General features: G+C 72.1%; 26 protein-coding genes and 1 tRNA gene. 15 read left to right on the forward strand and 12 right to left on the reverse strand.

Annotation, left to right across the window (positions count from 1 at the left end):
- Positions 1 to 135 precede the first annotated feature (135 nt).
- From iolC to ABZ016_RS07765, 6 genes are read left to right on the forward strand one after another with little or no spacing between them, the layout of a single operon-like run.
- On the forward strand, positions 136 to 1113 hold the full coding sequence (iolC, locus tag ABZ016_RS07740; RefSeq protein ID WP_356915637.1) for a 5-dehydro-2-deoxygluconokinase: 978 nt from the start codon (positions 136 to 138) through the stop codon (positions 1111 to 1113).
- Positions 1114 to 1126: 13 nt separating this feature from the next.
- Entirely contained in the window at positions 1127 to 2005 is an 879-nt protein-coding gene (locus ABZ016_RS07745) for a deoxyribose-phosphate aldolase (RefSeq protein ID WP_356915638.1), read from the forward strand.
- 54 nt (positions 2006 to 2059) lie between these two features.
- Complete coding sequence (gene iolB / locus ABZ016_RS07750; protein ID WP_356915639.1) at positions 2060 to 2953, forward strand: 5-deoxy-glucuronate isomerase; 894 nt, start codon at positions 2060 to 2062, stop codon at positions 2951 to 2953.
- Complete coding sequence (iolD, locus tag ABZ016_RS07755; RefSeq protein ID WP_356915640.1) at positions 2950 to 4821, forward strand: 3D-(3,5/4)-trihydroxycyclohexane-1,2-dione acylhydrolase (decyclizing); 1872 nt, start codon at positions 2950 to 2952, stop codon at positions 4819 to 4821. Before iolB ends, iolD begins: the two co-directional genes overlap by 4 nt.
- Positions 4822 to 4875: 54 nt before the next feature.
- Complete coding sequence (locus tag ABZ016_RS07760; protein ID WP_356915641.1) at positions 4876 to 6369, forward strand: CoA-acylating methylmalonate-semialdehyde dehydrogenase; 1494 nt, start codon at positions 4876 to 4878, stop codon at positions 6367 to 6369.
- A 22-nt stretch (positions 6370 to 6391) separates the two neighbouring features.
- Positions 6392 to 7177, forward strand: a complete 786-nt coding sequence (locus ABZ016_RS07765; protein WP_356915642.1) for a GntR family transcriptional regulator — start codon at positions 6392 to 6394, stop codon at positions 7175 to 7177.
- Positions 7178 to 7186: 9 nt separating this feature from the next.
- On the opposite strand, the gene ABZ016_RS07770 is transcribed toward ABZ016_RS07765, so the two are convergent.
- Positions 7187 to 8002 carry a DUF427 domain-containing protein gene (locus tag ABZ016_RS07770; protein ID WP_356915643.1) on the reverse strand — a complete coding sequence of 272 codons (816 nt, stop codon included), beginning with the start codon at positions 8000 to 8002 and terminating at the stop codon, positions 7187 to 7189.
- Positions 8003 to 8105: 103 nt separating this feature from the next.
- Here ABZ016_RS07770 and ABZ016_RS07775 point away from each other — a divergent pair, with 103 nt between their 5' ends.
- Together ABZ016_RS07775 and ABZ016_RS07780 are read left to right on the forward strand one after the other, a co-directional pair.
- Entirely contained in the window at positions 8106 to 9467 is a 1362-nt protein-coding gene (locus ABZ016_RS07775; protein ID WP_356915644.1) for a GAF domain-containing SpoIIE family protein phosphatase, read from the forward strand.
- A gap of 81 nt (positions 9468 to 9548) precedes the next feature.
- Positions 9549 to 10556, forward strand: a complete 1008-nt coding sequence (locus ABZ016_RS07780) for an MASE1 domain-containing protein (RefSeq protein ID WP_356915645.1) — start codon at positions 9549 to 9551, stop codon at positions 10554 to 10556.
- 359 nt (positions 10557 to 10915) lie between these two features.
- Here ABZ016_RS07780 and ABZ016_RS07785 read toward each other — a convergent pair.
- Positions 10916 to 10989 (reverse strand) — tRNA-Pro (locus ABZ016_RS07785).
- Positions 10990 to 11088: 99 nt separating this feature from the next.
- On the opposite strand from ABZ016_RS07785, the gene ABZ016_RS07790 reads away from it, so the two are divergent.
- From ABZ016_RS07790 to ABZ016_RS07800, 3 genes are read left to right on the forward strand one after another with little or no spacing between them, the layout of a single operon-like run.
- The gene (locus ABZ016_RS07790; RefSeq protein ID WP_356915646.1) at positions 11089 to 11646 is read left to right on the forward strand and encodes a DUF309 domain-containing protein; all 558 of its coding nucleotides are present in this window, start codon (positions 11089 to 11091) and stop codon (positions 11644 to 11646) included.
- A 49-nt stretch (positions 11647 to 11695) separates the two neighbouring features.
- Entirely contained in the window at positions 11696 to 12466 is a 771-nt protein-coding gene (cobF, locus tag ABZ016_RS07795; protein ID WP_356915647.1) for a precorrin-6A synthase (deacetylating), read from the forward strand.
- A 27-nt stretch (positions 12467 to 12493) separates the two neighbouring features.
- Entirely contained in the window at positions 12494 to 13294 is an 801-nt protein-coding gene (locus ABZ016_RS07800; protein ID WP_356915648.1) for an HAD-IIA family hydrolase, read from the forward strand.
- Here ABZ016_RS07800 and ABZ016_RS07805 read toward each other — a convergent pair.
- Positions 13280 to 14053 (reverse strand): sulfite exporter TauE/SafE family protein, encoded by a 774-nt coding sequence (locus tag ABZ016_RS07805; RefSeq protein ID WP_356915649.1) that lies wholly within the window; start codon positions 14051 to 14053, stop codon positions 13280 to 13282. The two genes, ABZ016_RS07800 and ABZ016_RS07805, sit on opposite strands and share 15 nt — an antisense overlap.
- A 103-nt stretch (positions 14054 to 14156) precedes the next feature.
- Complete coding sequence (locus ABZ016_RS07810; RefSeq protein WP_356915650.1) at positions 14157 to 15344, reverse strand: thiolase family protein; 1188 nt, start codon at positions 15342 to 15344, stop codon at positions 14157 to 14159.
- Between the two features lie 185 nt (positions 15345 to 15529).
- Between ABZ016_RS07810 and ABZ016_RS07815 the strand changes: the two genes are divergently transcribed.
- From ABZ016_RS07815 to ABZ016_RS07825, 3 genes are read left to right on the forward strand one after another with little or no spacing between them, the layout of a single operon-like run.
- Positions 15530 to 15784, forward strand: coding sequence for a WhiB family transcriptional regulator (locus tag ABZ016_RS07815; protein ID WP_356915651.1), 255 nt, complete (start codon positions 15530 to 15532; stop codon positions 15782 to 15784).
- Complete coding sequence (locus ABZ016_RS07820; RefSeq protein ID WP_356915652.1) at positions 15781 to 16263, forward strand: DNA starvation/stationary phase protection protein; 483 nt, start codon at positions 15781 to 15783, stop codon at positions 16261 to 16263. The genes ABZ016_RS07815 and ABZ016_RS07820 overlap by 4 nt, the downstream gene beginning before the upstream one ends.
- A 39-nt stretch (positions 16264 to 16302) precedes the next feature.
- The gene (locus ABZ016_RS07825) at positions 16303 to 16647 is read left to right on the forward strand and encodes a DUF3140 domain-containing protein (RefSeq protein WP_356915653.1); all 345 of its coding nucleotides are present in this window, start codon (positions 16303 to 16305) and stop codon (positions 16645 to 16647) included.
- Here ABZ016_RS07825 and ABZ016_RS07830 read toward each other — a convergent pair.
- Positions 16644 to 16775 carry a hypothetical protein gene (locus tag ABZ016_RS07830; protein ID WP_356915957.1) on the reverse strand — a complete coding sequence of 44 codons (132 nt, stop codon included), beginning with the start codon at positions 16773 to 16775 and terminating at the stop codon, positions 16644 to 16646. The two genes, ABZ016_RS07825 and ABZ016_RS07830, sit on opposite strands and share 4 nt — an antisense overlap.
- Here ABZ016_RS07830 and ABZ016_RS07835 point away from each other — a divergent pair.
- Positions 16722 to 17297, forward strand: coding sequence for an endonuclease (locus tag ABZ016_RS07835; protein ID WP_356915933.1), 576 nt, complete (start codon positions 16722 to 16724; stop codon positions 17295 to 17297). The genes ABZ016_RS07830 and ABZ016_RS07835 overlap by 54 nt on opposite strands.
- Positions 17298 to 17325: 28 nt before the next feature.
- On the opposite strand, the gene ABZ016_RS07840 is transcribed toward ABZ016_RS07835, so the two are convergent.
- From ABZ016_RS07840 to ABZ016_RS07870, 7 genes are read right to left on the reverse strand one after another with little or no spacing between them, the layout of a single operon-like run.
- Entirely contained in the window at positions 17326 to 18015 is a 690-nt protein-coding gene (locus ABZ016_RS07840) for an SDR family oxidoreductase (RefSeq protein ID WP_356915654.1), read from the reverse strand.
- Positions 18012 to 18893: a cupin domain-containing protein gene (locus ABZ016_RS07845; RefSeq protein ID WP_356915655.1), complete on the reverse strand. Its 882-nt coding sequence runs from the start codon at positions 18891 to 18893 to the stop codon at positions 18012 to 18014. The genes ABZ016_RS07840 and ABZ016_RS07845 overlap by 4 nt, the downstream gene beginning before the upstream one ends.
- Positions 18890 to 20266, reverse strand: coding sequence for an amidohydrolase family protein (locus tag ABZ016_RS07850; RefSeq protein WP_356915656.1), 1377 nt, complete (start codon positions 20264 to 20266; stop codon positions 18890 to 18892). Before ABZ016_RS07850 ends, ABZ016_RS07845 begins: the two co-directional genes overlap by 4 nt.
- Positions 20267 to 20305: 39 nt before the next feature.
- Positions 20306 to 21286, reverse strand: a complete 981-nt coding sequence (locus ABZ016_RS07855) for an alpha-ketoacid dehydrogenase subunit beta (RefSeq protein ID WP_356915657.1) — start codon at positions 21284 to 21286, stop codon at positions 20306 to 20308.
- Entirely contained in the window at positions 21274 to 22251 is a 978-nt protein-coding gene (locus ABZ016_RS07860) for a thiamine pyrophosphate-dependent dehydrogenase E1 component subunit alpha (RefSeq protein ID WP_356915658.1), read from the reverse strand. The genes ABZ016_RS07855 and ABZ016_RS07860 overlap by 13 nt, the downstream gene beginning before the upstream one ends.
- Entirely contained in the window at positions 22251 to 23588 is a 1338-nt protein-coding gene (locus ABZ016_RS07865) for a Xaa-Pro peptidase family protein (RefSeq protein ID WP_356915659.1), read from the reverse strand. Before ABZ016_RS07865 ends, ABZ016_RS07860 begins: the two co-directional genes overlap by 1 nt.
- Positions 23589 to 23640: 52 nt before the next feature.
- A complete protein-coding gene (locus ABZ016_RS07870) occupies positions 23641 to 24279 on the reverse strand; it encodes an XRE family transcriptional regulator (protein ID WP_356915660.1) in 639 nt (212 codons plus the stop codon).
- Positions 24280 to 24375: the final 96 nt, after the last annotated feature.

A 24375-nucleotide genomic window follows, 5' to 3' on the forward strand; every position in this document is an offset into this window, starting at 1 on the left:
GAATGTAAGTACAAACTATTGACAGCGCCGCCCTCGGAGGCCTAAATCTGGGATGCGGCAGGTCCATGGATCCACGCCCCCACCGTGTCAGGGCGCCCCGGGACCCGCATCCCCAGCTTCCCGAGGAGGTCGCGCATGGCCGAGCCAGCCCAGTATTTCGACTTGATCACGATGGGCCGCATCGGGGTCGACCTGTACCCGCTCCAGACCGGTGTCCCGCTGCCCCAAGTGGAGACGTTCGGGAAGTTCCTGGGAGGTTCGGCGGCCAATGTGGCGGTCGCGTCGGCCCGCCTCGGGCGCCGTACGGCGGTGATCACCCGGACCGGCGACGACCCCTTCGGCACCTACCTGCACGAGGAGCTGCGGTCCTTCGGCGTCGACGACCGCTGGGTCACCCCGGTCGAGTCGCACCCCACGCCGATCACGTTCTGCGAGATCTTCCCGCCGGACGACTTCCCGCTGTACTTCTACCGCCGCCCGAAGGCGCCGGACCTGGAGATCCACACCGACGAACTGGACTTCTTCGCGATCCGCGGCGCCCGCATCTTCTGGATCACCGGAACCGGCCTGAGCGAGGAGCCCAGCCGCTCCGCCACGCTCGCCGCCCTCAAGGCCCGCGACAAGTCGGGCCTCACCGTCTTCGACCTCGACTGGCGCCCGATGTTCTGGCGCGACCCCGAGGAGGCCCGCCCGTACTACCGCGAGGCCCTGCGCCACGCCACCGTCGCGGTCGGCAACCTCGACGAGTGCGAGATCGCCACCGGCGTGCGCGAGCCGCAGGCCTGCGCCGACGCGCTGCTGGAGGCGGGTGTGGAGCTGGCCGTCGTCAAGCAGGGGCCCAAGGGCGTCCTGGCCGTGCACCGTGACGGCAGCCGGGCCGAGGTGCCACCGGTGCCGGTCGAGGTGGTCAACGGCCTGGGCGCGGGCGACGCCTTCGGCGGCTCGCTCTGCCACGGTCTGCTCTCCGGCTGGGACCTCGAGAAGACCATGCGCCACGCCAACGCCGCCGGCGCCCTCGTCGCCTCCCGCCTCGCCTGCTCCTCCGCGATGCCCACCGAGTCCGAGGTCGAGGACCTCCTCACCGGGGTGCCGTCGCCGAGCACGAGCCACTGAAACGGAGCCTTCCTTGAACATCGGCATCCCCGACCTCACCGCGGTCAGAGCACGCCATCCCGAGGCCGTCGCCGAGGCGGCAGCTCAGCGGGTGCGCCGGCCCCTGATCGGCGACAGCGGCCGGCTGATGATCGTGGCCGCCGACCACCCGGCGCGCGGCGCCCTCGGGGTCGGCGACCGGCGCCTGGCCATGGCCAACCGCGCCGATCTGCTGGAAAGGCTGTGCGTCGCGCTGTCGCGGCCCGGGGTCGACGGGGTGCTCGCCACCGCCGACATCCTGGAGGACCTGCTCCTGCTCGGGGTGCTGGAGAACAAGGTCGTCATGGGCTCGATGAACCGTGGCGGACTCGCCGGGGCCTCCTTCGAGATGGACGACCGTTTCACCGGCCACCGCGCCGAGGACATCGACCGGCTCCGCTTCGACGCGGGCAAGCTCCTGGTCCGCATCGACTACGACGACCCGGGCTCGCTGACCACCCTGGAGTCCACCGCCCGGGCGATCGACGCCATGGCGGCCCGGCGACTGCCCCTGTTCGTCGAGCCGTTCATCTCCCGGCGGATCGACGGCAAGGTCCGCAACGACTTGTCCGCCGAGGCCGTGACGAGGTCCGTCGCGATCGCCTCGGGCCTCGGCGGCACCTCCGCCTACACCTGGCTGAAGCTGCCCGTCACCGACGACCCGGACGACATGGCGGAGGTCCTGGAGACCTCCACGCTGCCCGTGGTGCTGCTCGGCGGTGAGGTGGGCGAGGACCAGGAGGGCGCGTACGAACGCTGGCGCAAGGCCCTGCGTCTGCCCACCGTCCAGGGTCTGGTCGTCGGGCGCTCGCTGCTCTACCCGGCCGAGGGCAGCGTGGCGCAGGCCGTGGACACGGCCGTCGGACTGTTGTGATGCACAAGGCACCTGTGACGCAAGCGGCACCTGCTGTGATCCGAAAGGCACACGATGACGTATCACCTTCCCGCCGGTAAGGCCCTCGGCGGCCCCTACACCGTCGACGTCACGCCCGAGAAGGCAAGCTGGAACCATTCCAGCCTGCGGATCCTGGAGCTGCCGCCGGGCGGCACCCATACCTTCGACACCGACGACAGCGAGTGGATCGTCGTCCCGCTCAGCGGCGCCTGCACGGTCACGGCGGCGGACGACTTCGGGCAGGACACCTTCGAACTCCAGGGCCGTGCCGATGTGTTCAGCGGTGTCAGCGACTTCGCGTACGTGCCGCGCGACGCCCGGGCGACGGTGACGTCCGCCGCGGGCGGGCGGTTCGCGCTGACCGGCGCCCGCTGCTCGCGGCGGCTGCCCGCCCGCTACGGACCGGCCTCCGAGGTGCCCGTGGAGCTGCGGGGCACCGGGAACTGCTCCCGGCAGGTCAACAACTTCGGCGCGGCGGGCGTGTTCGAGTGCGACAAGCTCATCGCGGTCGAGGTGATCACCCCGGGCGGCAACTGGTCGTCGTTCCCGCCGCACAAGCACGACGAGCACCGGCCGGGCGAGGAGTCCGTGCTGGAGGAGATCTACTACTTCGAGTTCGCCGGCCACGACGGCGTCCCCGGCCTCGGCTACCAGCGGGTCTCCCCGTCCGGGCCGGGCCGGGACACCGACGTGCTGGCCGAGGTCCGCGACGGCGACGTCGTCCTCATCCCGGACGGCTGGCACGGGCCCTCGATGGCCACGCCCGGCCACCACATGTACTACCTGAACGTCATGGCGGGCCCGGAGGACGAGCGCGCCTGGCTGATCTGCGACCACCCCGACCACGCCTGGGTCCGCGACACCTGGCCGGACCAGCCGGTCGACGCCCGGCTCCCCCTCTACACCGCCCCGGAGACCTCCGTATGACCGCCGCCACCCGCAGACTGACGACCGCCCAGGCCCTGGTGCGCTTCCTGTCCGTCCAGTACACCGAGCGGGACGGCGTGCGGCGCCGGCTGATCGCCGGGACCTGGGGCATCTTCGGCCATGGCAACGTTGCCGGGGTCGGCCAGGCGCTGGTCGAGTACGCCGATGTGATGCCCTACCACCAGGGCCGCAACGAGCAGTCCATGGTGCACGCGGCGGTCGGTTACGCCCGGCAGCTGAACCGCCTGTCCGCGCAGGCGGTGACGACCTCCATCGGCCCGGGCGCCACCAACCTGGTCACCGGCGCCGCCCTCGCGACGATCAACCGGCTGCCGGTGCTGCTGCTGCCCGGCGACTACTTCGCCTCGCACGCCCCCGATCCGCTGCTCCAGCAGCTGGAGCACCCCGTCGAGGCCGACGTGTCGGTCAACGACACCCTGCGCCCGGTGTCGCGGTACTTCGACCGGATCACCCGCCCCGAGGCGCTGATCCCGTCGGCGCTCCAGGCCATGCGTGTGCTGGCCGACCCGGCCGAGACCGGCGCGGTCACCCTCGCCCTGCCTCAGGACGTGCAGGCGGAGGCGTACGACTGGCCGGAGGAGTTCTTCGCCGAGCGCGTCTGGTACGTACGGCGTCCGGCGCCGGACCCGGTGGAGCTGGCGGCGGCCGTCGAGGCGGTCCGGGCGGCCGAGCGGCCGCTGATCGTGGCGGGCGGCGGCGTCCACCACAGCGAGGCCGAAGAGGCGCTGAAGGCGTTGGTCGAGGCCACCGGTGTGCCGGTCGCCTCCACCCAGGCCGGCAAGGGCTCGCTGCGGTACGACCACCCCGCCGACCTCGGCGGCATCGGCCACACCGGCACGGCCGTCAGCGACGAACTCGCCCGCACCGCCGACCTGGTGATCGGTGTCGGCACCCGCTACACCGACTTCACCACCGCCTCCGGCACCCTCTTCCAGAACCCGGACGTACGGTTCCTCAACCTCAACATCTCCGGCTTCGACGCGCACAAGCTGGCCGCGCGCACGCTGGTGTGCGACGCACGGTCCGGTCTGGAGAAGCTGCTGGAGGGTCTCTCCGGTCACCGGGTGAGCGAGGCGTACGAGGCCGGGTACCGCGCCGGCAAGGAGCGCTGGGACGAGGTCGTCGAGGACGCCTACCGCGCCGGCGACGAGAGCGCGGTGCCCACCCAGACGCAGGTGCTCGGCGCGCTGGACGCGGCCGTGGGCGACACCGACGTGGTGATCAACGCGGCCGGTTCGCTCCCCGGCGACCTGCACAAGCTGTGGCGCTCCCGCAGCCCGCGCCAGTACCACCTGGAGTACGGCTACTCCTGCATGGGCTACGAGATCCCGGCCGGCATCGGTGTCCAGCAGGCCGCTCCCGGCACACCGGTCTGGGCGCTGGTCGGCGACGGCACCTATCTGATGATGCCGACGGAGATCGTCACGGCCGTCCAGGAGGGGCTGCCGGTCAACATCGTCCTCCTCCAGAACCACGGCTATGCCTCCATCGGCGGTCTGTCGGAGGAGACCGGCGGTGAGCGGTTCGGCACCGCCTACCGCTTCCGGGCCGCCGACGGCACCTTCACGGGCGCCCCGCTGCCCGTGGACCTCGCCGCCAACGCCGCCAGCCTCGGCATGGACGTGCTGCGCGCGAAGACCGTGCGCGAGCTGCGCGAGGCGCTGGCCGCGGCCCGTGCCTCCGACCGTCCGACGTGCGTGTACGTCGAGACCGACCCGGCGCCCACGGCTCCCCCGGCGGAGGCCTGGTGGGACGTGCCCGTGGCCGAGACCGCCTCCCGGGAGGCCGCCGTCGAGGCCCGCGAGCGCTACGACCGCCAGGTCGCGGACCGCCGCCACCACCTCTGAACACCCGCCGCACTCCCCCGCTGAACTCCGGCTCCACGAAAGGCCCTTGGCACCATGAAGACCATCACCCACTGGATCGACGGCAAGCCCGTCGAGGGCACCTCGGGCCGGTTCGGCCCCGTCTACAACCCGGCCACCGGCGCCCAGGAGAAGCAGGTCGCGTTCGCGACCGTCGACGAGGTGGACGCCGCGGTCGCCTCGGCCAGGACCGCCTTCGAGTCCTGGGGGGAGTCCTCGCTCGCCAAGCGCACGGCGATCCTGTTCAAGTACCGCGAGCTGCTGGACGCCCACCGCGACGAGATCGCCGAGCTGATCACCGCCGAGCACGGCAAGGTGCACTCCGACGCGCTCGGCGAGGTCGCGCGCGGCATGGAGATCGTGGAACTCGCGTGCGGTATCTCCGTCCAGCTGAAGGGCGAGCTGTCCACCCAGGTCTCCACCCGGGTCGACGTGGCCTCCATCCGGCAGCCGCTGGGCGTGGTCGCCGGCATCACGCCGTTCAACTTCCCCGCGATGGTGCCGATGTGGATGTTCCCGCTGGCCATCGCCTGCGGCAACACCTTCGTCCTCAAGCCCAGCGAGAAGGACCCGTCGGCGTCCCTCAAGCTCGCCGAGCTGGCCACCGAGGCCGGTCTGCCGGAGGGCGTCCTGAACATCGTGCAGGGCGACAAGACGGCCGTGGACCGCATCCTGGAGCACCCGGACATCGAGGCGGTCTCCTTCGTCGGCTCCACCCCGATCGCCAAGTACATCCAGCGAGCGGCCGTCGAGCACGGCAAGCGGGTGCAGGCCCTGGGCGGCGCCAAGAACCACATGCTGGTGCTGCCCGACGCCGACCTGGACCTCGCCGCCGACCAGGCGATCAACGCGGCGTACGGCTCGGCGGGCGAGCGCTGCATGGCCGTGTCGGTCGTGGTCGCGGTCGGCGACATCGGTGACGAGCTGGTCGGGAAGATCACCGAGCGCGCCAAGAACCTCCGGATCGGCCCGGGCAACGACCCGGCGAGCGAGATGGGCCCGCTGATCACCCGCGAGCACCGCGACAAGGTGGCGTCGTACGTGGCGAGCGCGGCCGAGCAGGGTGCCGAGGTCGTCGTGGACGGCACCGGCTACTCGGTCGACGGCCACGAGAACGGCTTCTTCCTCGGCGTCTCCCTGCTGGACCGGGTGCCGCTGACGGCGGACGCCTACCGGGACGAGATCTTCGGCCCGGTGCTGTGCGTGGTCCGCGCGGAGACGTACGAAGAGGCCATCAAGCTGATCAACGACTCCCGCTGGGGCAACGGCACCGCGATCTTCACCCGGGACGGCGGCGCGGCCCGCCGCTTCCAGCTGGAGGTCAAGGCGGGCATGGTCGGCGTCAACGTGCCGATCCCCGTGCCCGTCGGCTACCACTCCTTCGGCGGCTGGAAGGACTCGCTCTTCGGCGACCTGCACATCTACGGCAACGACGGCATCGCCTTCTACACCCGGGGCAAGGTCGTCACCACCCGCTGGCCGGACCCGTCCGACGGCGGCATCAACCTCGGTTTCCCGAGCAACTCCTGACACCCGTAGGGGGGGTTCGACCATGGCGAAGACCGGCGACCGGGCCCGCACCGCGCCCGCTCCCGCCCTCGGCTCGCTGGACTTCGCCCTGGACCGGGGCAGCCCCGTGCCGTTGTACTACCAGCTGGCTCAGCAGCTGGAGGCGGCGATCGAGCACGGGGTCCTGGCGCCGGGCAACCTCCTGGGCAACGAGGTCGACCTCTCCGTGCGCCTCGGCCTGTCCCGCCCCACCGTCCGCCAGGCCATCCAGTCCCTCGTCGACAAGGGGCTGCTGGTCCGGCGGCGCGGGGTGGGCACACAGGTGGTGCACAGCCAGGTGAAGCGACCGCTGGAGCTGAGCAGCCTCTACGACGACCTGGAGGCGGCCGGGCAGGGGCCGACCACGCAGGTCGTGCGCCACGAGGTGGTGCCGGCCTCCTGCGACGTGGCCGCCGCCCTCGGTGTCGCGGAGGGCAGCGAGGTCGCCTTCCTGGAACGGCTGCGCCGCACGCACGGCCAGCCGGTCGCCCTCTTGTGCAACTACCTGCCGGCGTCGCTGCTGGACCTGGACGGCGACCGCCTGGAGTCGACCGGCCTGTACCGGATGATGCGGGCGGCGGGCATCACCCTGCACAGCGCCCGCCAGACCGTCGGCGCCCGCGCGGCCACCGCCGAGGAGGCCGCCCGCCTGGACGAGCAGCGGGGAGCGGCACTGCTCACCATGCGGCGCACCGCGTACGACGACACCGGGCGCCCGGTCGAGTACGGCACGCACATCTACCGGGCCTCGCGCTACACCTTCGACTTCCAGTTGCTGGTGAGGCCGTGAGGGGGCGGGTCACCTCGTGCGCAGCATCCGGCTGAAGGGTGTCTCCGGGCGTTCCAGACGCTCGCCGTCCAGCGTGATGTCCACGGCCTCGTTGAAGAAGGCGACGCGCCCCCGGACCGCCGCCACCGCGGGCAGCGGGTCGGGATAGCTCCAGACGATGTTGGGCGGCACGTCGCCCTCGCCGCGCCAGGACCAGTACTCGGCGGTGCCCTTGTAGGGGCAGCCGGTGCTGTGGTCGGTGGCGTCGAAGAGGTCGAGGCGGACGTCCGCGCGGGGCAGGTAGTAGCGGGTGGGCAGGGAGGTCTCGAAGAGCAGGACGGGGTCGTGGGTGTCGGCGACGAGCTGCCCGTCGACCTCGACCCGGACATGGCGGCTGCTCGGCAGGGCGTCCACGCGTTTGTGCGGGTCACGGGGGTGGATGAAGATCTCCTCGTCCTCCTCGTACCAGTGGTCGAGGCCCGTGTCGGTGCGCCGGAACCATTCGAAGGCGACGTGGCCGGCCAGGTCGTCGGCGGGGAACCGCCAGGCCGCGCCTGCGCGCACCTCGCCGTCCGCGTCGAGGTCGTAGAAGGTCCGGGAACCGGTGTGCGTGCCGGTGGGCGGGTTCTTCGCGGGGCGGAGCAGGTCGGTGCGGACGTCCGCGTCCGGGAAGACGTACTGCGGCACGGGCAGGTGGGGCTCCCAGACGAGGACCGGGTGCCGGCTGTCGACGACGGTGACATCGCCCTTGCGGCCGCGCACCCAGCGCACGCTGGGTTCCCACATGAGGCCTTCGGGGGTGGTCCTGATCGACCGGGCGCCGGGGTGCGCCGGGTGGGTGGTCATGGCCGGTGCTCCTTCCGGAGGTCCGGATGTCCGGTTCCCTCCACGATCCCACGATCTCGGCGCGCACTAAGCTGTACGAGGTGAGAGACCCCGCCATGGCGGCATGACACCCGGCCACGAGGCGCTCGTGATGGCAGGAGAGAGGCGAGGACAGCGGCCGAGGCAGCCGCAGCTGCCCGACCTGCACGTGCGCCTGCGTACGGAGCTGGGCCGGATCGACGAGCAGTTGCGTGCCCTGCTGGACACCATGGACCGGATGCAGGGGCTGCTGGACGCGGTGGTGGCCATCAGCCGGGAGGTGGAGCTGACCGCGGTGCTGCACCGCATCGTGACCACCGCCATGGATCTGGTGGGCGCCCGTTACGGAGCACTGGGTGTGCTCAACGAGTCGGGCGAGCACCTGGAGGAGTTCATCACGGCCGGTCTCTCCGAGCGGGAACGCGCCGACCTGGCCGGGACCGACCTGCCGCGCGGACTGGGTGTGCTCGGGCATCTGATCAGCCATCCCGAACCCCACCGGATCGTCGACATCGAGGCCCATCCGGCCTCCGCCGGTTTCCCGCCCGGCCATCCGCGTCTGCGGACGCTGCTGGGTGTCGCCATCAGCGTCCGTGGCGAGGTCTACGGCGACCTGTACCTCTCCGAGCGGCGTGACGGGGAGCCCTTCGACATCCACGACGAGAACGTCGTCACGGCCCTGGCCAGCGCGGCCGGCATCGCGATCGAGAACGTCCGTCTGTTCGAGCAGGTCCGGATCGGAGCGGAGCAGTTCCAGCGGCTCCTCCTGCCCGCGCTGCCCGACCTGCGGCCCTTCAGCGCGGCGGCCGTCTACCGCCCGGCGGCCGAGCCCAGCAAACTCGGCGGGGACTGGTACGACGCGATCCCCCTGTCCGGGGACGTGGTGGCGGTCGTCATCGGGGACGTGGTCGGCCACGATCTGAAGGCCGCGGCCGCCATGGCCTCCACCCGCAACATGCTGCGGGCCCTGCTGTTCGACCTGGGCAGCACACCCGGTGCGCTGCTGGCCCGGCTCGACCGCACGCTCCAGGCCATCACCACCAACCCGGTCACCACCACCGCCCTGGCCCGCATCGAACCGGAGGAGCCGGGCTGGCGCATCGACTGGAGCACGGCGGGCCACGTACCGCCCCTGCTGATCCCCCCTGACGGTCCGGCGGAGTACCTGGACGCCGAGCCCGGACTGCCGCTCGGGGTGGACCTCGACGAACCCCGCCCCGACCACTCCCGGTTCCTCGCCCCGGGCTCCACGGTGGTCTTCTTCACCGACGGGCTGGTCGAACACCCCGCCCACTCCATCGACGAGAGCCTGGACGCGCTCGCCGATCTCGCCACCGCCCATGCGTCCCGGCCCCTGCCCGAGTTCGTGCGGGCCCTGGCCGATGACCACCCGAGCGACGGCCACGACGACATGGCCGTCCTCGCCCTGCGCACCCCGCCCGTCTGACGCCACTCGCCCGACGGTTCCGTGGAGGTTGCGGCGGATCCGGTGGATGATGGTCGAGGGGATGTCCATGCGGAGGCCCCGATGACTGTCGCGCGGCATACCTGGCCCCGGTCCCACGGCTTGGTCGCCCTGGAGATCTGCGCCGTCGCCGCGCTGTACTACGGCTCGGCCGAGCTCGGACTGCTCCAGCAGCTGGTGCGTGGCCAGGTCACGCCGCTGTGGCCGCCGAGCGGTATCGCGGTGGCCAGTCTGCTCCTGCTCGGGCGGCGGGTCTGGCCCGGGATCGCGATCGGCGCGTTCCTGGCCAACGTCTGGCTGGGGCCATCGGTCCTGTCCGTCCTCGCCATCGCGGCGGGCAACACGCTCGCACCCGTCTGCTCGTTCGCCCTGCTCCGCCGTGTCGGTTTCCGTCACGAGATGAACCGCCTGCGCGACGCCCTCGCCCTGATCTTCCTCGGCGCCTTCACCGGCATGCTGGTCAGCTCCACGGTCGGCACCGGGACGCTCGTCCTCACCGGTGTGCTGGACGCCGGCGACTTCTGGCCGACGTGGTCGGTCTGGTGGACCGGTGACGCGATGGGCGTGCTGGCGGTCACCCCGGTCCTGCTCGTCCTCCGCTCGGCGCGGTGGCCCGGGGGCGCCTCGCCGGCCCGCTGGGCGGAGGGGGTCCTGCTGCTCGCGGCCACGGTCGGTGTCGGCACCGTCGAGACCAGCAGCACGCCCCTGCTGTTCCTCGGCTTCCCGCTGCTGATCTGGGCGGCCTTCCGCTTCCAGCTGGCCGGGGCCGCACCCTGCGCCCTCGCCGTGTCCACTTTCGCGATCATCTCGGCCGGCCAGAAGGCGGGCCCGTTCGCCGGCCACGACCTGTTCACCAACATGATCACCCTGCAGGCGTTCAACGGTTCCGCCTCGCTGACCGCCCTCCTGCTCGCAGCAGCGGTCGGCGAACGCGCCCAGGCGGAAAGGGAGATTGCGCTGGCCTGCAGACAGCTCGCCTCGATGGTCACCATGGTCTCCACCAGTGACCGCCGCCCAGCCCTGCCCGCCGACGAGGACGACCGGACGGTCGGGGACACGGCTCGTCAATGATGCGCAGCGAACGCGTCGGGGTGGGCGGCGCGTGCCACCCACCCCGATGCGTCGGCGCGCCCGCAGGACTTGTTCAGGACTGCGGACGGCTGCCGTGGTTCGCGCCGTTCTTGCGGCGGGCCTTCTTCTTGCGACGTCGCTTCGAGGACATCGAACCTCCTCTTTCCGGCTTTGGGCCACTTTCCACCGGATTGTCATGTCCGGTGACTACAGAGCCGCTTTCCCGCCGACGCGACGCCAAACCCGCACGGCGCCAATGCGTGGGGGTGGCCTATGTCACGGTGGTGGCCCGGCCCGAGAACGACGAAGAGGCCACTTCCGCTTGCGCGGAAATGACCTCCGACCTGCTGCTTCGCAAGTCGGGACGACAGGATTTGAACCTGCGACCCCTTGACCCCCAGTCAAGTGCGCTACCAAGCTGCGCCACGTCCCGGTGCGCGGTCAGCCGCGGTGGGCCGCGTGATCGCGCGAACAGCACTTTACCCCACACCCCTGGCCACGCCGAAAACGGCCCGGGCGGGACAATCGGCGTATGGGCAACATGGGCAGCAGGGGAAGCACGGACGGCACGTCGAAGGACCGGCCGGGCGGCGCGCGGGACCGGGACGACGAAGGCCGGGCGCGCAACGCCCGGCCGCGGGACGGCCTCGGACGGCCCCTGCCGTACGACGCGCAGGGCGTGCCCCGGCAGCCCGAGGGCGTCGTGCGCGCGCCGGAGGAGACCGTCGCCGAGGCGCAGCGGCTGCTGGACGAGGGGAAGCCGTTCCACGCGCACGAGGTCTTCGAGGACGCCTGGAAGTCGGGGCCCGAGGAGGAGCGGGAGCTCTGGCGCGGGCTCGCCCAGCTCGCCGTGGGCCTGACGCACGCCGCCCGCGGCAACCTCACGGGCGGGGCGCGGCTGCTGCGGCGCGGCGCGGGCGCGGCCGAGGCGTGGGTGTCCGGCTCAGGGCGGGCACTCCCGTACGGGATCGACGTCGAGCGGGTCGCCGTCTGGGCGCGCGAGCTGGCGCTGGACGTGGAGGGCAGCGGCCGGGCCGTGGACGCGGCGGCGCGGTCGCCCCGGCTGCGGGACGCGGACTCGGGGCGCTGACCTGGGGCGCGGTGAAGGCGCTGCCGGCGCTGTGCGGCAGACTCGGGGCGTGCGAAGGATTCATGTCATCGGTATCGGCGCGGGCGACCCCGACCAGCTGACCCTGCAGGCGGTCAGGGCGATGCGCGGCACGGACGTGTTCTTCGTCCTGGACAAGGGCGAGGCCAAGGCGGACCTCACCGGGCTGCGCATGAACCTGCTCGACACGCACCTGCCGGACAGGACGTACCGGGTCGTGGAGGCGCGCGACCCGGAGCGGGACCGCACCGCCGACGGCGCCGCCTACTCCCCCGCCGTCGGGGACTGGCGCAGCGCCCGGGCCGGCCTCTACGAGCGGCTGATCGGCGAGGAGCTCGGCCCGGACGAGACCGGCGCCTTCCTGGTGTGGGGAGACCCCTCGCTGTACGACGGCACGCTGGGGATCCTGGAGGAGGTGCTGGAGCGGGGCTCGGTGGCCTTCGAGTACGACGTCGTGCCGGGCATCTCCAGCGTCTCGGCACTCGCCGCCCGGCACCGCACGGCGCTGAACCGGGTGGCCATGCCGGTGCAGATCACCACCGGACGGCGGCTCGCCGAGGGCTTTCCGGAGGGCGTGGACGACGTGGTGGTGATGCTCGACGCCCACCAGACCTTCCGGCGGTACGCGCGGGAGGACGTCGACATCTACTGGGGCGCCTGTCTCGGCACCCCGGACGAGATCCTCGTCTCCGGTCCGCTCGCCGAGGTCGCGCCCCGCATCGAGCGGCTGCGTGCCGAGGTCCGAAAGCGCAAGGGCTGGGTCATGGACACGTACCTGCTGCGCCGGCACCACCGCGACTGACCGGCCGCGGTTGGCTATCGTCCGGACATGGAGTCCGTGCGTGCCGTGCTCGTCGACATCGACGGGGTGCTCACCGTGTCCTGGCGGCCCCTGCCGGGGGCCGTGGAGGCGTTGCGGGAGGTCCGGGAGGCCGGTTTCGCCGTCCTGCTGGTCACGAACACCACCTCCCGTACGCGGGCGTCGATCGCCGCGACCCTCGGCGATGCGGGGTTCCCGGTGGCGGCCGAGGACATCCTGACCGCGCCCGCAGCCACCGCCGCGTATCTCGCCGAGCGCTGTCCCGGCGCCCGGTGCTCCCTGCTGAACAGCGGCGACATCGAGGAGGACCTCGAGGGTGTGACGGTCGTGGACGCGGCGGACACCGGTGCCGTGCCGGATGTCGTGCTCGTCGGCGGGGCGGGGCCCGAGTTCGGGTACGAGGCACTGGACCGGGCCTTCGGGCATCTGCAGCGCGGGGCCCGGCTGGTGGCGATGCACCGGAACCTGTACTGGCGTACGGCCGAGGGGCTGCGGCTGGACTCCGGGGCGTTCCTGGCCGGTCTCGAGCGGGCGGCCCGGGTGGAGGCCGAGGTCACCGGCAAACCGGCGCGGGCGTTCTTCGAGGCGGCGCTCGCGCGGCTGGGCGCCGGTGCCGGGGAGGCCGTGATGGTCGGCGACGACGTCGAGTCCGATGTGCTCGCGGCGCAGCGGGCGGGGATCACCGGGATCCTCGTGCGGACGGGCAAGTTCCAGCCGGAGGCGCTCCGGGACGCCGACGGCACGCCCGACCACGTCATCGACTCGTTCGCGGACCTGCCCGGGCTGTTGCGGGAGTCAGCGCAGCAGTAGTTGCAGACCGCCCACGACGGTCGCCGCGATGACCAGTTGCTCGAACAGCCGCTGGTTGATCTTGTGCACGGCCCACTTGCCGAGCAGCGCGCCGGGGACGACGAACACCACGAGCGCCAGGTCGAGGAGGAGCGAACGGGCGTCGATCAGGCCGAGCCCGGCGCTGAAGGGCAGCTTGGAGACGTTGACGATCAGGAAGAAGAAGGCCGAGGTGCCGAGGAAACCGAGCTTTCGAAAGCCCGCGGACAGCAGGTACATCGACATCACGGGGCCGCCCGCGTTGGCGACCATGGTGGTGAACCCGCCGAGGACGCCGTACGCACGGGCCTTGAGGCGGCCCGCCCGGGTGGTGACCGACTCCGGCTCCTCCTCCTTGTCCGCCGTACGCCTGCGCCACACCGTCACCGCCGCCATCAGCAGCAGGATCGCGCCGATCGAGGTCCGGACGATCGCGTCGTCCGCCCACATCAGGAACACGGTGCCGACGACGACGCCCGCGGCGACCGCCGGGAACAGCCGCCACAGCGTGGGCCAGTGGGCGTGCCGCCGGTAGGTGGCGACGGCCAGCAGGTCCCCGGCGATCAGGATCGGCAACAGGATGCCGGTGGAGGCGCGGGCGGGCAGCACCGCGGCGAAGACGGCGAGGCTCACGGTGTTGGCCCCGCTCACGGCGGTCTTGGAGAAGCCGACGAGCAGGGCCGCGAAGGCGAGGGCGGCGAACTCCCAGCCGGTGATGTGCCAGAGCGTCACGGTGTTCATGCGAACACTGATGCTATGTGCAACGAACCGGGGCGTGCAGGGCCGTCTCGCCTGGTGGTTGTCCTGCCCCGTCGTTCCGCCCGGTGGCCCTCCCCTGCTGTTCCTACGCCCGCTCGACGAGCAGCGCGCTCCCCTGCCCCACCCCGACACACATCGTGGCCAGGCCCCGCCCGGCGCCGGTGCGCCGCATGCGGTGGAGCAGCGTCGTCAGGATGCGGGCGCCCGAGCAGCCCAGGGGGTGGCCGAGGGCGATCGCCCCGCCGCTCGGGTTGACCAGGTCGGGATCGATGCCGAGTTGGTCGACGCAGGCCAGGGCCTGGGCCGCGAAGGCCTCGTTGAACTCGGCCTCCTCCAGGTCACCGATGCTCCAGCCGGCGCGGGTGAGTGCCTTGCGGGTGGCGGGGACCGGGCCGATGCCCATGACGTCGGGGTGGACTCCGGCGGAGGCGCCTGCGACGTAGCGGCCCAGGGACTCGAGGCCCAGCTCGTTCAGGGCCTCCTCGCTGACCAGGAGGAGACCGGCGGCGCCGTCGTTCATCGGGGAGGCGTTGCCCGCGGTGACCGTGCCGCCTTCCCGGAACACCGGCTTCAGCCGGGACAGCTTCTCGGGGGAGGTGTCCTCGCGGACGCACTCGTCGGTGTCGACGACCACCCCGTCGGGGCGTTCGACGGGCAGGAGTTCGGCGTCGAAGTGACCGTTCTTTCGGGCCAGGGCGGCCTGCCGGTGGCTGCGCAGGGCGAAGTCGTCCTGGCGTTCGCGCGGGATGCCGTACCGCGCGGCGACCTCCTCCGCCGTCTCGCCCATGGCGAGCAGGCCGTGCAGGTCCCGCATGGCGGGGTTGACCAGGCGCCAGCCGAGGCGGGTGTCGGCGGTCTCGATGCGGTGCGGCAGGGCCTCGTCGGGGCGGGGCAGGACGAAGGGGGCGCGGCTCATCGACTCGGAGCCTCCCGCGATCACGATGTCGGCCTCGCCGGCGGCGATGGTGCGGGCGGCGGTCGTCACGGCCTCCAGGCCGGACGCGCAGAGCCGGTTGACCGTGGCGCCGGGCACGGACTCGGGGAGGCCGGCGAGCAGTGCGGCCATGCGGGCGACGTTGCGGTTGTCCTCGCCGGCCTGGTTGGCGGCGCCCCAGTAGACGTCGTCGACGCGGGCGGGGTCCAGCGCGGGCACGCCGGCGACCAGGGCGCGGACGACGGTCGCGGCGAGGTCGTCGGGCCGTACCGAGGAGAGCGAGCCCCTCAGCTTGCCGATGGGGGTGCGGCGGGCGGCCGCGAAGTGGACGGGACGCACGAGAGGACTCCTCACACCACACATTAATTAGCACTGCTAGTTTCGGACTATAGCCCGTCCGTCGCCGCCGGGGAAGATTTCACTGGGTCCCGGTGTCCATTGAGCGCGTTATCGCAGGCCAGGGGGACCGGTTTACGCGTTCCGCTCAGGGTTTGCACCCGTGCGCCCGGGGCACCCGCGCGTTCATGGAGTGGTTGCGGAGCGCCGCCTGCGTGGACGAGGACCCCGAGCTGTTCTTCCCCGTGGGCACCACGGGCCCGTCCTTGCGGGACATCTCGGCCGCGAAGCGGATCTGCTCCCGCTGCCCGGTGACCGACCAGTGCCTGAGCTTCGCGCTGAGCAGTGGCCGGACCTCGGGTGTGTGGGGCGGGACCTGCGAGGAGGAGCGCGACGCACTGCTCCGGACCACGAACGACGCGGGAAGGAGAAGCACCCTATGACGCCTGTGAGGAGCACGCTGCCCGACGACGCCCGGAAGGTCGCCTGCGAGGCACTGCAGGACACCCTCGTGGATCTTCTCGGGCTCTCGCTGATCGGTAAGCAGGCGCACTGGAACATCGTCGGACCGCGGTTCCGGTCGATCCACCTGCAGCTCGACGAGGTGGTCTCGGCCGCGCGCAACTTCGCCGACACGGTGGCGGAGCGGTCCGCGGCGCTCGGTGTCCCGCCGGACGGCCGGCCCGAGACCGTCGCCAAGGCCTTCGCCCTGCCCGCCCCCAAGGAGGGTTGGGTGCGTGACTCGGACGCCGTGCAGGTGATGGTGGAGTCGCTCCAGGACGCGGTCGGCCGGCTGCGCGAGCGCATCGACGCGACCGAGAAGGCCGATCCGGTCACCCAGGACCTGCTGATCGCCATCACCGCCGAGCTGGAGAAGCAGCGGTGGATGTTCGACGCGGAGAACGTCCCCGGCGAGGGCTGACCGGCGCACGCACGTACGTACGTACGGAAGGGGCACCCGATGACCGACGCCCTTGAACTCGACGCGCTGTGGGAGGACTTCCACCGCGTGGTGAACATGACCTCGCAGGAGCTCGCGGCCTGGCTGCGGGTGCGGGACGCCGACGAGGACACGGAGCCGCTGCCCGAGCAGGCGGGTTCGCAGACCGGACAGCACGTCCTCGCGATCCTCCAGAAGCGGCGTACCGATCTGACCGAGGACGACCTGCGGGTGATGCGGAAGGTCGTGGACACGGTCACCTCGCAGGTGGACGTGGAGAACGAGCCGGAGCCCGAGGTGACGGAGGCCGACACCCGCCGTCGGCGCCGGCTGATGACCGTCGGCCACGACCCGCTGAAGGGCTAGCCCTGAACCGGCAGGAGCGCGTCGTCCGCGAACTCGTCGGCGCGCACGGCCGGACCTACGCGGACGAGGCGGGCATCCGGCTCAAGGACACGCCGCAGCCGCTGTACCGGCTGCTGGTGCTGTCCCATCTGCTCAGTGCCCGCATCCGCGGCTCGATCGCGCTGGCCACCGCCCGCGCCCTGCACGAGGCGGGGCTGCGCGATCCGCGCCGCATGACCGAGGCCGCCTGGCAGGAGCGCGTCGACGCGCTCGGCCGGGGCGGCTACCGGCGCTACGACGAACGCACCGCCACACAGCTCGGCGAGGGGGCCGAACTGCTGACCGAGCGGTGGGGCGGAGACCTGCGGCGGCTGCGCCGCGAGGCGGACGGCGAGGTCTCCGAACTACGCCGTCTGCTCCGGGAGTTCCCCGGGATGGGCCCGGCCGGTACCGACATCTTCCTGCGCGAGGCCCAGGGCGTATGGCCGGAGGCGGCCCCCTACCTGGACGCCAAGGCCCTCCAGGGCGCCGAGCGCCTGAACCTGCCGACGGACCCGGAACGCCTCGTCGGCCTGGCCGGGAGCACCGGTCCGGCCGTTCTCGCCGCGGCGCTCGTGCGGGCGGCGGTGGACAAAGAGGTGGCCGAGGACACGCTTCGGCGTGCCGGGTGACGAGGGCGCGCCGCGTGGACGAACCGGGTCAGCCCAGCAACCACCCTCCGTCCACGGTCAGTTCGACGGCGTTGACCGAGCCGTTGCGGAGCAGGAAGTCCACCGCGTCCACCACGTCCGCCATCGTGGCGAGCCGCCCGGTGGGTGTCTCGGTGCGCAGGGCCGCGAGCACCTTGTCCGGTTTGGCCTGCCAGTACGGGCTGTCGCCGACGACCCCGGGATGCACGGTGTTGACCCGGATGGGGGCGAGTTCCACGGCGAGGGAGTTCATCAGGCCCCGTACCCCCGCGTTGACCGTCGCGACCGTCGTCGCGCCCGGGTAGGGACGCTCCTTGGCCTGGCCGCCGAACAGCACGACCGCGCTGCCGTCGTGCAGCCGGGGGCGCAGCGCGTGCACGACCTCGGTGTAGCCGACGAGCTTGAGGGTGACCAGGTCCAGGGCGGCGCCGATGTCGTACTCGGTCACCTTGTTGTCGTCCCGGGAGACGCCCGCGATCACCAGATGGTCGACCCGCCCGACGTCGGCCACGGCCGCCGCGATCTCCAGCGGCCGCGCCAGGTCCAGGGCGATGCCCCGGGCGCCGAACTCCTTGGCCACCGTGCCGGCGCGGTGGGCGTCACGGCCGGTGAGGACGACCTCGTCCCCGCGCTCGGCGCGGGTGCGAGCGAACTCGCGGCCGATCCCCGAGGTGCCGCCGACGACAAGGACGTTGCTCATGAGCCCTCCTGAAGCGCCTGGCGCAGGTAGTCCCAGTCCCTGGTGAACCGGTAGGAGTGCCGTGCGGGCGGCTGCGGCGCCTGTGTCTCCAGCCACCGCAGGGGCCCCTGCCCGGCGTTGACGAAGCCATGCACGCAACCGGCGCCCGCCCACGCGAGGTCACCGGATTCCAGCCGGTACCGCTCGCCGTCGAGCGTCGCTTCCGCCACGCCCTCGAGGATCAGGTACGTCTCCTCGAAGGGGTGGTCGTGCGTGCCGATGACACCGTCGGACGCGTACCGCACCATGAACATCGTCGAGCCGACCGCGCCCAGGTCGCGGTCGACCATCATCTTCACCGTGATGCCGCTGTAGACCAGGAGCGCGGTGCGCATGCTCGCCGTGACGGCCAGCAGGTCCTGGGACTGCTTGGCGGGGTCCATCTGGTCGGGCTCGAAGTGGCCGAAGGAGCGGGTGCGCGGGTCGCGGACGTCGATCCGGGCCGGTTCACGGACGGGCAGCTCCGGCACCGCCTGGGTGTCGTGTCCGTAGCGGGCCCGCGGTACCGGCGCCAGCATGTCCGCCCAGCGGCCGCCGGTGCCTCCGGCGCCCCGCCAGGCGTGCGGGACGCCGACCGGCAGCAGTCCGTAGTCCCCCGCCTGAAGCAGGTACGACCCTTCGGGCGCGTCGAGGACCACCGCACCGTCGAGGATGAGGAAGCTCTCCTCGTAGGAGTGCACATGCGCGGGCACGCGGCCGTCCGGTCGCAGTTCGCACAGGCCGAAGCCGGTGTGCACACTGCCGTCGTCCTCACCGACCAGGGCCCGCCGGCGGTGTCCGTGACCGTCGTACGGCGGCTCGGGCACGTCGGCGGCGCGGCGCACCAGGTGGTTCGTCATGCGGTGGCCTTCTCGCCCTTCGCGGTCGCCGCCTTCGCCTCCTTCGCGGCGACGAGCCGGTCGCGGGCCTCCGCGAGGAGCCGCAGGGCGTGTCCGGTGTCGGTGAGCATCCTGCCGTCGCGCTTGTGGACCACGCCGTCGACGAGGACGGCGTCCACGTTGGACACGTCCGCGCACAGGGTGACCGCGGCGGCCGCGTCGTGCACGGGTGCGACGTTCAGCGCGGTGGCGTCGATCGCGACGATGTCCGCGCGCTTGCCGGGGGTCAGGGAGCCGGTACGGTCCTCCAGGCCCGCGACGTGGGCCCCGTTGAGGGTGGCGATCTCCAGCATCTGACGCGCTGTCAGCATGGTGCTCGGGACCGGCAGGTTGGCCTGCCAGCAGTCGGCGTTGACCCGGGCGCGTTCGGCGCCGAAGGCCGCGCGGATCTGGGTGAACATGTCGCCGGGCACGGTGGTGACGACGTCGATGCTGAAGGACGGCCGCAGGCCGTGTTCGATGGCCTGCATCACGGGCGGCCAGCCGTGCCCCATCTGGAGTTCCACCTGTGGTGCGACGGACACCGTGCCGCCGCTGTCGGCGACCAGCCGCCACTCCTCCTCACTGAGGTGGCAGGAGTGGACGTAGGTGGTGTCCGGTCCGAGGAGGCCCAGGCCGTGGAGCTGCTTGACCATGCCGAAGCGACCGGCGAGCCGTCCCATGGCCACGTGCACGGTGATCGGGAGGCCGAGTTCACGGGCGAGGGCCCACTCGGCGGCGACGACGTCGTTGACGCAGAAGCCGGGTCCGCGCGTGGCGAGGCCCATGGTGAGCAGGCCGTCGTCGGACGCGAAGTACCGGGCGCGGATCCGCCGCACGTCGTCCGCCGGGATCGCGAGCTTGCTCTCGAACCAGTAGTCGGCGAGGGAGGTGTTGGCGCTGCCGTACGCGTACTGCGCCCGGATCCCTGACTCCGCCAGACCCTGGATCGCGGCGTCCGGATGGTCAGGGGTGTTGTTGATGTGCGACCAGTCGACGAGCGTGGTGATGCCGGCGTTGATGCACTCCAGCGCGCCCGCGAGGTTGGCCGCGTAGACGTCCTCCGGGGTGTACAGGGGCGCGAAGGTGTCGAGGATGTCGACGAAGTAGTCGTCGAGGGTGGCGTTCGGGGCGACGCCCCGGATCGGGGCCTCCCAGGTGTGGCGGTGGGTGTCGACGAAGCCGGGGATCACGATGCGGCCGGTCATGTCGAGGACCTCGGCATCGGCGCCGATCTCCGGTTCCACGGCCACGATCCTGCCGTCCTCGACGAGGACGTCCCCCTGGGGCAGGTCCCCGACGGCGGGGTCCATCGAGATCACGTGACCGGAGCGCAGCAGTTTCCTGGTGGTCATCGCGCTTCCTCCCATGGGGTGCTGGTGACGGTGGACGGCTCAGTAGGCGGCGAGTCTGCGGACCTCCGTGACGACCTTGTCGACCGTGGGGACGACCTGCTGCTCCAGCGCGTCGGCGAACGGCAGCGGGACACACTCCGCCGTCACCCGCCGCACGGGCGCGTCCAGCAGGCCGAAGCCCTCGTCGGCGACGATCGAGACGACGGTGGCCCCCCAGCCGCCCTGGTACGGGTTCTCCTCGACGGTGACGAGCCGGGAGGTCGTGCGCACCGAGCCGAGGACGGCGGCGGCGTCCAGCGGGACCAGACAGCGCAGGTCGACCACCTCCGCCTCGATCCCCTCCCCCGACAGCACCTCGGCGGCCTTCAGGGCCAGGGGCACCGTGGTGGCGAGCGCGACGAGCGTGATGTCGTCGCCCGGGCGGACGACGCGGGCCCGGCCCAGCTCGACGACGTGGCCGGGCGGCGGCGGCGTCCCCTTGGTCGCGAGGAGCGCCTTGTGCTCGAAGAAGACCACGGGGTCGTCGCTGCGGATCGCCGCCGCCATCATGCCGATGACGTCGGCGGGTGTCGCCGGTGCCGCGATCTTCAGGCCCGGGACGGTCAGGGCCCAGTTCTCGGTGGCCTGGGAGTGCTGGGCGCCGAAGCCGAGTCCGCCGCCGTTGGCGGTGCGCACGACGAGCGGCACGGTCACCTGGCCGCCGGTCATGTAGCGGACCTTGGGGATCTCGTTGGCGAGGTAGTCCCAGCAGCAGGCCAGGAAGTCGGAGAACATGATCTCGGCGACGGGCCGCATCCCGGTCATGGCGGCACCCATCGCGGCGCCCACGATGGCCTGTTCGGATATGGGCGTGTCCCACACCCGCTCGGGACCGAACTCCTTGTGCAGTCCCGTGGTCGTCTTGAACACTCCGCCGGCCGCACCGATGTCCTCCCCCAGGCACACGACCGTGGGGTCCCGGCGCATCTCGCGGGCGATGCCCTCGGCGACCGCCTCCCGGTAGGTGATCACGTCCGCCATGCGACACCTCCGTCGGCCCATACGTCGGTGAGTGCCTCCCTCGGTTCGGGCGGTGGCGCGGCCTTCGCCGCCTCGACGGCCCGCTCCACGACGGCCCGGGCCCGCTCGCCGGCCTCGGCCACCGCCGCCTCCGGCACGCCCAGCTCGGCGAGCCGTCCCCTCGCGACGTCCAACGGATCGTGCTCGAGCCACCGTTCGACCTCCTCGGCCGGTCGGTAGGTCGCCGGGTCGGCGCGGCTGTGCCCGAAGTGCCGGTAGGTCTCGGCCTCCAGCACGGCGGGCCCGTCCCCGGCCCGGGCCCGCCGTGCGAGCCGCTCCACCGCCTCCTCGACGGCCACGACGTCGTTGCCGTCGACGACCTCGCCCGGGATGCCGTAGGCGGGTGCCCGGTCGGCGGCGGGCCGGGGTACCGCCGTGACGTCGGCGATGGGCGTGTACTCCATGTACAGGTTGTTCTCGCACACGAACAGCACAGGCAGCTTCCACACGGCGGCCAGGTTGAGCGACTCGTGGAAGGCGCCGATGTTGGTGGCGCCGTCACCGAAGAAGGCCACCGCGACCTGGTCGGTCCCCCGCAGCCGGGCCGACCAGGCCGCGCCGACCGCCATCGGCAGGTGGGAGCCGACGATGGCGTACGAGCCGAGCATGCCGGTCGACGCCTTGGTCAGGTGCATGGAGCCGCCCTTGGCCTTGCACAGCCCGGTGGCCCGGCTCATCAGCTCGGCGAGGCACTCCTGCGGGGTGGCGCCGCGGGCGAGGGCGTGGTGATGGCCCCGGTAGGTGGCGAACACGTAGTCGTCCGGGCGCAGGGCGGCGCTCGCACCCACCGCGACGGCCTCCTGTCCGGCGGCGAGGTGGGTGGTGCCCTTCACCAGGCCCTGGAGGAACAGGTCGTGGGCGGCCTTCTCCGTGCGGCGGATGACGGCCATCCGCTCGTAGGCGGCGAGGAGCCCGGCCCCGTCCATCAGGGCGCCCCGTCCGTGTGCGAGGTGTTGAGGTGGGACTGCGACTCGCGCCGGGTGTTCAGCTCCCCGCCCACCGTCCAGTATTTGCGGCCCGCCACCAGCAGTTCCTCCGCCGGGAACTTGGTGATGACCTCGCACCCGTCGGCGGTGACGACCAGTTCCTCCTCGATCCGGGCGGCGGACCAGCCGTCGGCGGCCGGCCAGTAGGTCTCCAGGGCGAACACCATGCCCTCTTCGAGGACCTCGGGGTGGTCGAGGGAGACCAGCCGGCTGAAGATCGGCTTCTCCCAGATCGACAGTCCGACGCCGTGGCCGTACTGGAGGGCGAAGGCGGCGGTCTCGTCCGCGAAGCCGAACTCCTCGGCACGCGGCCAGACCCGGACGATGTCGGCGGTGGTGGCGCCCGGCCGGACGAGGGCGATCGCCTGGTCCATGTACGCGCGGCAGCGCACGTAGGCGTCCCGCTGCGCGCGGGAGGCGGAGCCCACCGCGAACGTGCGGTAGTAGCAGGTGCGGTAGCCGAGGTGGCTGTGCAGGATGTCGAAGAAGGCGGGATCGCCGGGGCGGATCAGGCGGTCGCTGTAGACGTGCGGATGCGGTGAACAGCGTTCGCCCGAGATGGCGTTGACGCCCTCGACGTACTCGCTGCCGAGGTCGTACAGGACCTTGCTGACGACACCGACGCACTCGTTCTCACGGACGCCCGGCCGCAGGTACCCGTACAGCTCCTCGTAGGCCGCGTCGACCATGGCGCAGGCCTGCGTGAGCAGGGCGATCTCGTCGCCCGTCTTGATCCGGCGGGCCTCCAGGAAGACCTGCTGCCCGTCGACCACGTCGATGCCCTCGGCGCGCAGGGCGGTGAGGACGGGCATCTCGGCGACGTCGACGCCGAGGGGCTCGTTCGCCAGTCCGTGCTCGCGCAGCTCGTGGGCGATCTTGGCAGCCACGTCCTCGGCGACGCCCGCGTCCGGGTGGAAGGCGCCGCGCAGGGTGGAGATGCCGGCGCGGGCGCCGGTCGGCGGGCCGCCCTTGCCGTCGCTGTAGTCGAGCCAGGGGTTGTACAGCTGGTGGTGGCGGGCGGCGGAGCCGAAGTCCCAGACGACCGGTTCGCCGTCGCGCACCAGCAGGGCGAAGCGGATCAGCTTGTCCATCGCCCAGGTGCCGATGTGGGTGGCGGTCATGTAGCGGATGTTGGCGAAGTCGAAGCTGAGCACCGCGCCGAGCGCAGAGCGGTTCAGGGACTCGTGGAGCCGGGCCAGCCGCTGTCCGCGCAGCCGGTCCAGGTCGATGCGTTCTTCCCAGTCGACGGCGTTGGGGCCGTATGTGCGGATCGCCATGACGACCACCCCCACTTCGGAGTGAACGCCCGGGCCGTACGGGTGTCAAGTGTCACTGAACGTCGCCCGACACGAACCAGACACCCACGGCCGGTACCTCTCCATCGTTGCGGTAGCGGTGGGGAGTCGTCGACTCGAAGCTGACGGCGTCGCCCGGCCGCACGGTGTACTCGTCGAAGCCGAGGGTGAGGACGAGCTCGCCGGAGGTCAGATAGCCGTACTCGGCGCCCGGGTGCCGCATCAGGCCGCCGGAGCCGGAGGAGGAGCCGCCGGGCCGGTAGGTCACCAGCAGGAAGTCGACGTCCACGCCCGGCACCCGCCCGAGCCGCTCCCACACCACCCCGGAGTCCAGCTCCAGCGTCTCGCGTCCTGCGGCGCCGACCAGCGGGCCGATGCGCCGGCCGGGGTCGGCGGCCAGGGCGGCCAGGGCGTGCAGGACGGTGCCGGGTGGGCTCGCGCCGGCCACGGGCACGGAGGCCGGGGCGTCGAAGAGCGACTCGACGGAGATCCCCAGGGCCGTCGTGATGGCGTACAGCGTGCTGACGGACGGCTGGCTCTTCCCGGTCTCGATCTGGGACACGAGGCTCGCCGACACGCCGACCTCCCGGGCGAGGGCGCGCAGGCTGGTCCCGCGCTCCAGCCGCGCCTGCCGGATACGCGCCCCGACGGGCGGCACGACGGCGGATGACACGGGCGGCTCCTCTCCCGAGTGGCATGTGTGCAGCTTCATTGAACAGTCCGTGCGGCCCGCCACGCCAGGGGACGGAGGGGCGGCACCGCGCTCACC

The sequence above is a fragment of the Streptomyces sp. NPDC006372 genome, assembly GCF_040612515.1.
Taxonomy (GTDB): domain Bacteria; phylum Actinomycetota; class Actinomycetes; order Streptomycetales; family Streptomycetaceae; genus Streptomyces.

Coding starts and splice junctions, on each gene's coding strand:
- iolC (WP_356915637.1), top strand. CDS start 136: ATGGCCGAGCCAGCCCAGTATTTCGACTTGATCACGATGGGCCGCATC.
- iolB (WP_356915639.1), top strand. CDS start 2,060: ATGACGTATCACCTTCCCGCCGGTAAGGCCCTCGGCGGCCCCTACACC.
- iolD (WP_356915640.1), top strand. CDS start 2,950: ATGACCGCCGCCACCCGCAGACTGACGACCGCCCAGGCCCTGGTGCGC.
- ABZ016_RS07760 (WP_356915641.1), top strand. CDS start 4,876: ATGAAGACCATCACCCACTGGATCGACGGCAAGCCCGTCGAGGGCACC.
- ABZ016_RS07765 (WP_356915642.1), top strand. CDS start 6,392: ATGGCGAAGACCGGCGACCGGGCCCGCACCGCGCCCGCTCCCGCCCTC.
- ABZ016_RS07770 (WP_356915643.1), bottom strand. CDS start 8,002: ATGACCACCCACCCGGCGCACCCCGGCGCCCGGTCGATCAGGACCACC.
- ABZ016_RS07775 (WP_356915644.1), top strand. CDS start 8,106: ATGACACCCGGCCACGAGGCGCTCGTGATGGCAGGAGAGAGGCGAGGA.
- ABZ016_RS07780 (WP_356915645.1), top strand. CDS start 9,549: ATGACTGTCGCGCGGCATACCTGGCCCCGGTCCCACGGCTTGGTCGCC.
- ABZ016_RS07790 (WP_356915646.1), top strand. CDS start 11,089: ATGGGCAACATGGGCAGCAGGGGAAGCACGGACGGCACGTCGAAGGAC.
- ABZ016_RS07800 (WP_356915648.1), top strand. CDS start 12,494: ATGGAGTCCGTGCGTGCCGTGCTCGTCGACATCGACGGGGTGCTCACC.
- ABZ016_RS07805 (WP_356915649.1), bottom strand. CDS start 14,053: ATGAACACCGTGACGCTCTGGCACATCACCGGCTGGGAGTTCGCCGCC.
- ABZ016_RS07815 (WP_356915651.1), top strand. CDS start 15,530: ATGGAGTGGTTGCGGAGCGCCGCCTGCGTGGACGAGGACCCCGAGCTG.
- ABZ016_RS07820 (WP_356915652.1), top strand. CDS start 15,781: ATGACGCCTGTGAGGAGCACGCTGCCCGACGACGCCCGGAAGGTCGCC.
- ABZ016_RS07825 (WP_356915653.1), top strand. CDS start 16,303: ATGACCGACGCCCTTGAACTCGACGCGCTGTGGGAGGACTTCCACCGC.
- ABZ016_RS07830 (WP_356915957.1), bottom strand. CDS start 16,775: ATGGGACAGCACCAGCAGCCGGTACAGCGGCTGCGGCGTGTCCTTGAG.
- ABZ016_RS07840 (WP_356915654.1), bottom strand. CDS start 18,015: ATGAGCAACGTCCTTGTCGTCGGCGGCACCTCGGGGATCGGCCGCGAG.
- ABZ016_RS07845 (WP_356915655.1), bottom strand. CDS start 18,893: ATGACGAACCACCTGGTGCGCCGCGCCGCCGACGTGCCCGAGCCGCCG.
- ABZ016_RS07850 (WP_356915656.1), bottom strand. CDS start 20,266: ATGACCACCAGGAAACTGCTGCGCTCCGGTCACGTGATCTCGATGGAC.
- ABZ016_RS07855 (WP_356915657.1), bottom strand. CDS start 21,286: ATGGCGGACGTGATCACCTACCGGGAGGCGGTCGCCGAGGGCATCGCC.
- ABZ016_RS07860 (WP_356915658.1), bottom strand. CDS start 22,251: ATGGACGGGGCCGGGCTCCTCGCCGCCTACGAGCGGATGGCCGTCATC.
- ABZ016_RS07865 (WP_356915659.1), bottom strand. CDS start 23,588: ATGGCGATCCGCACATACGGCCCCAACGCCGTCGACTGGGAAGAACGC.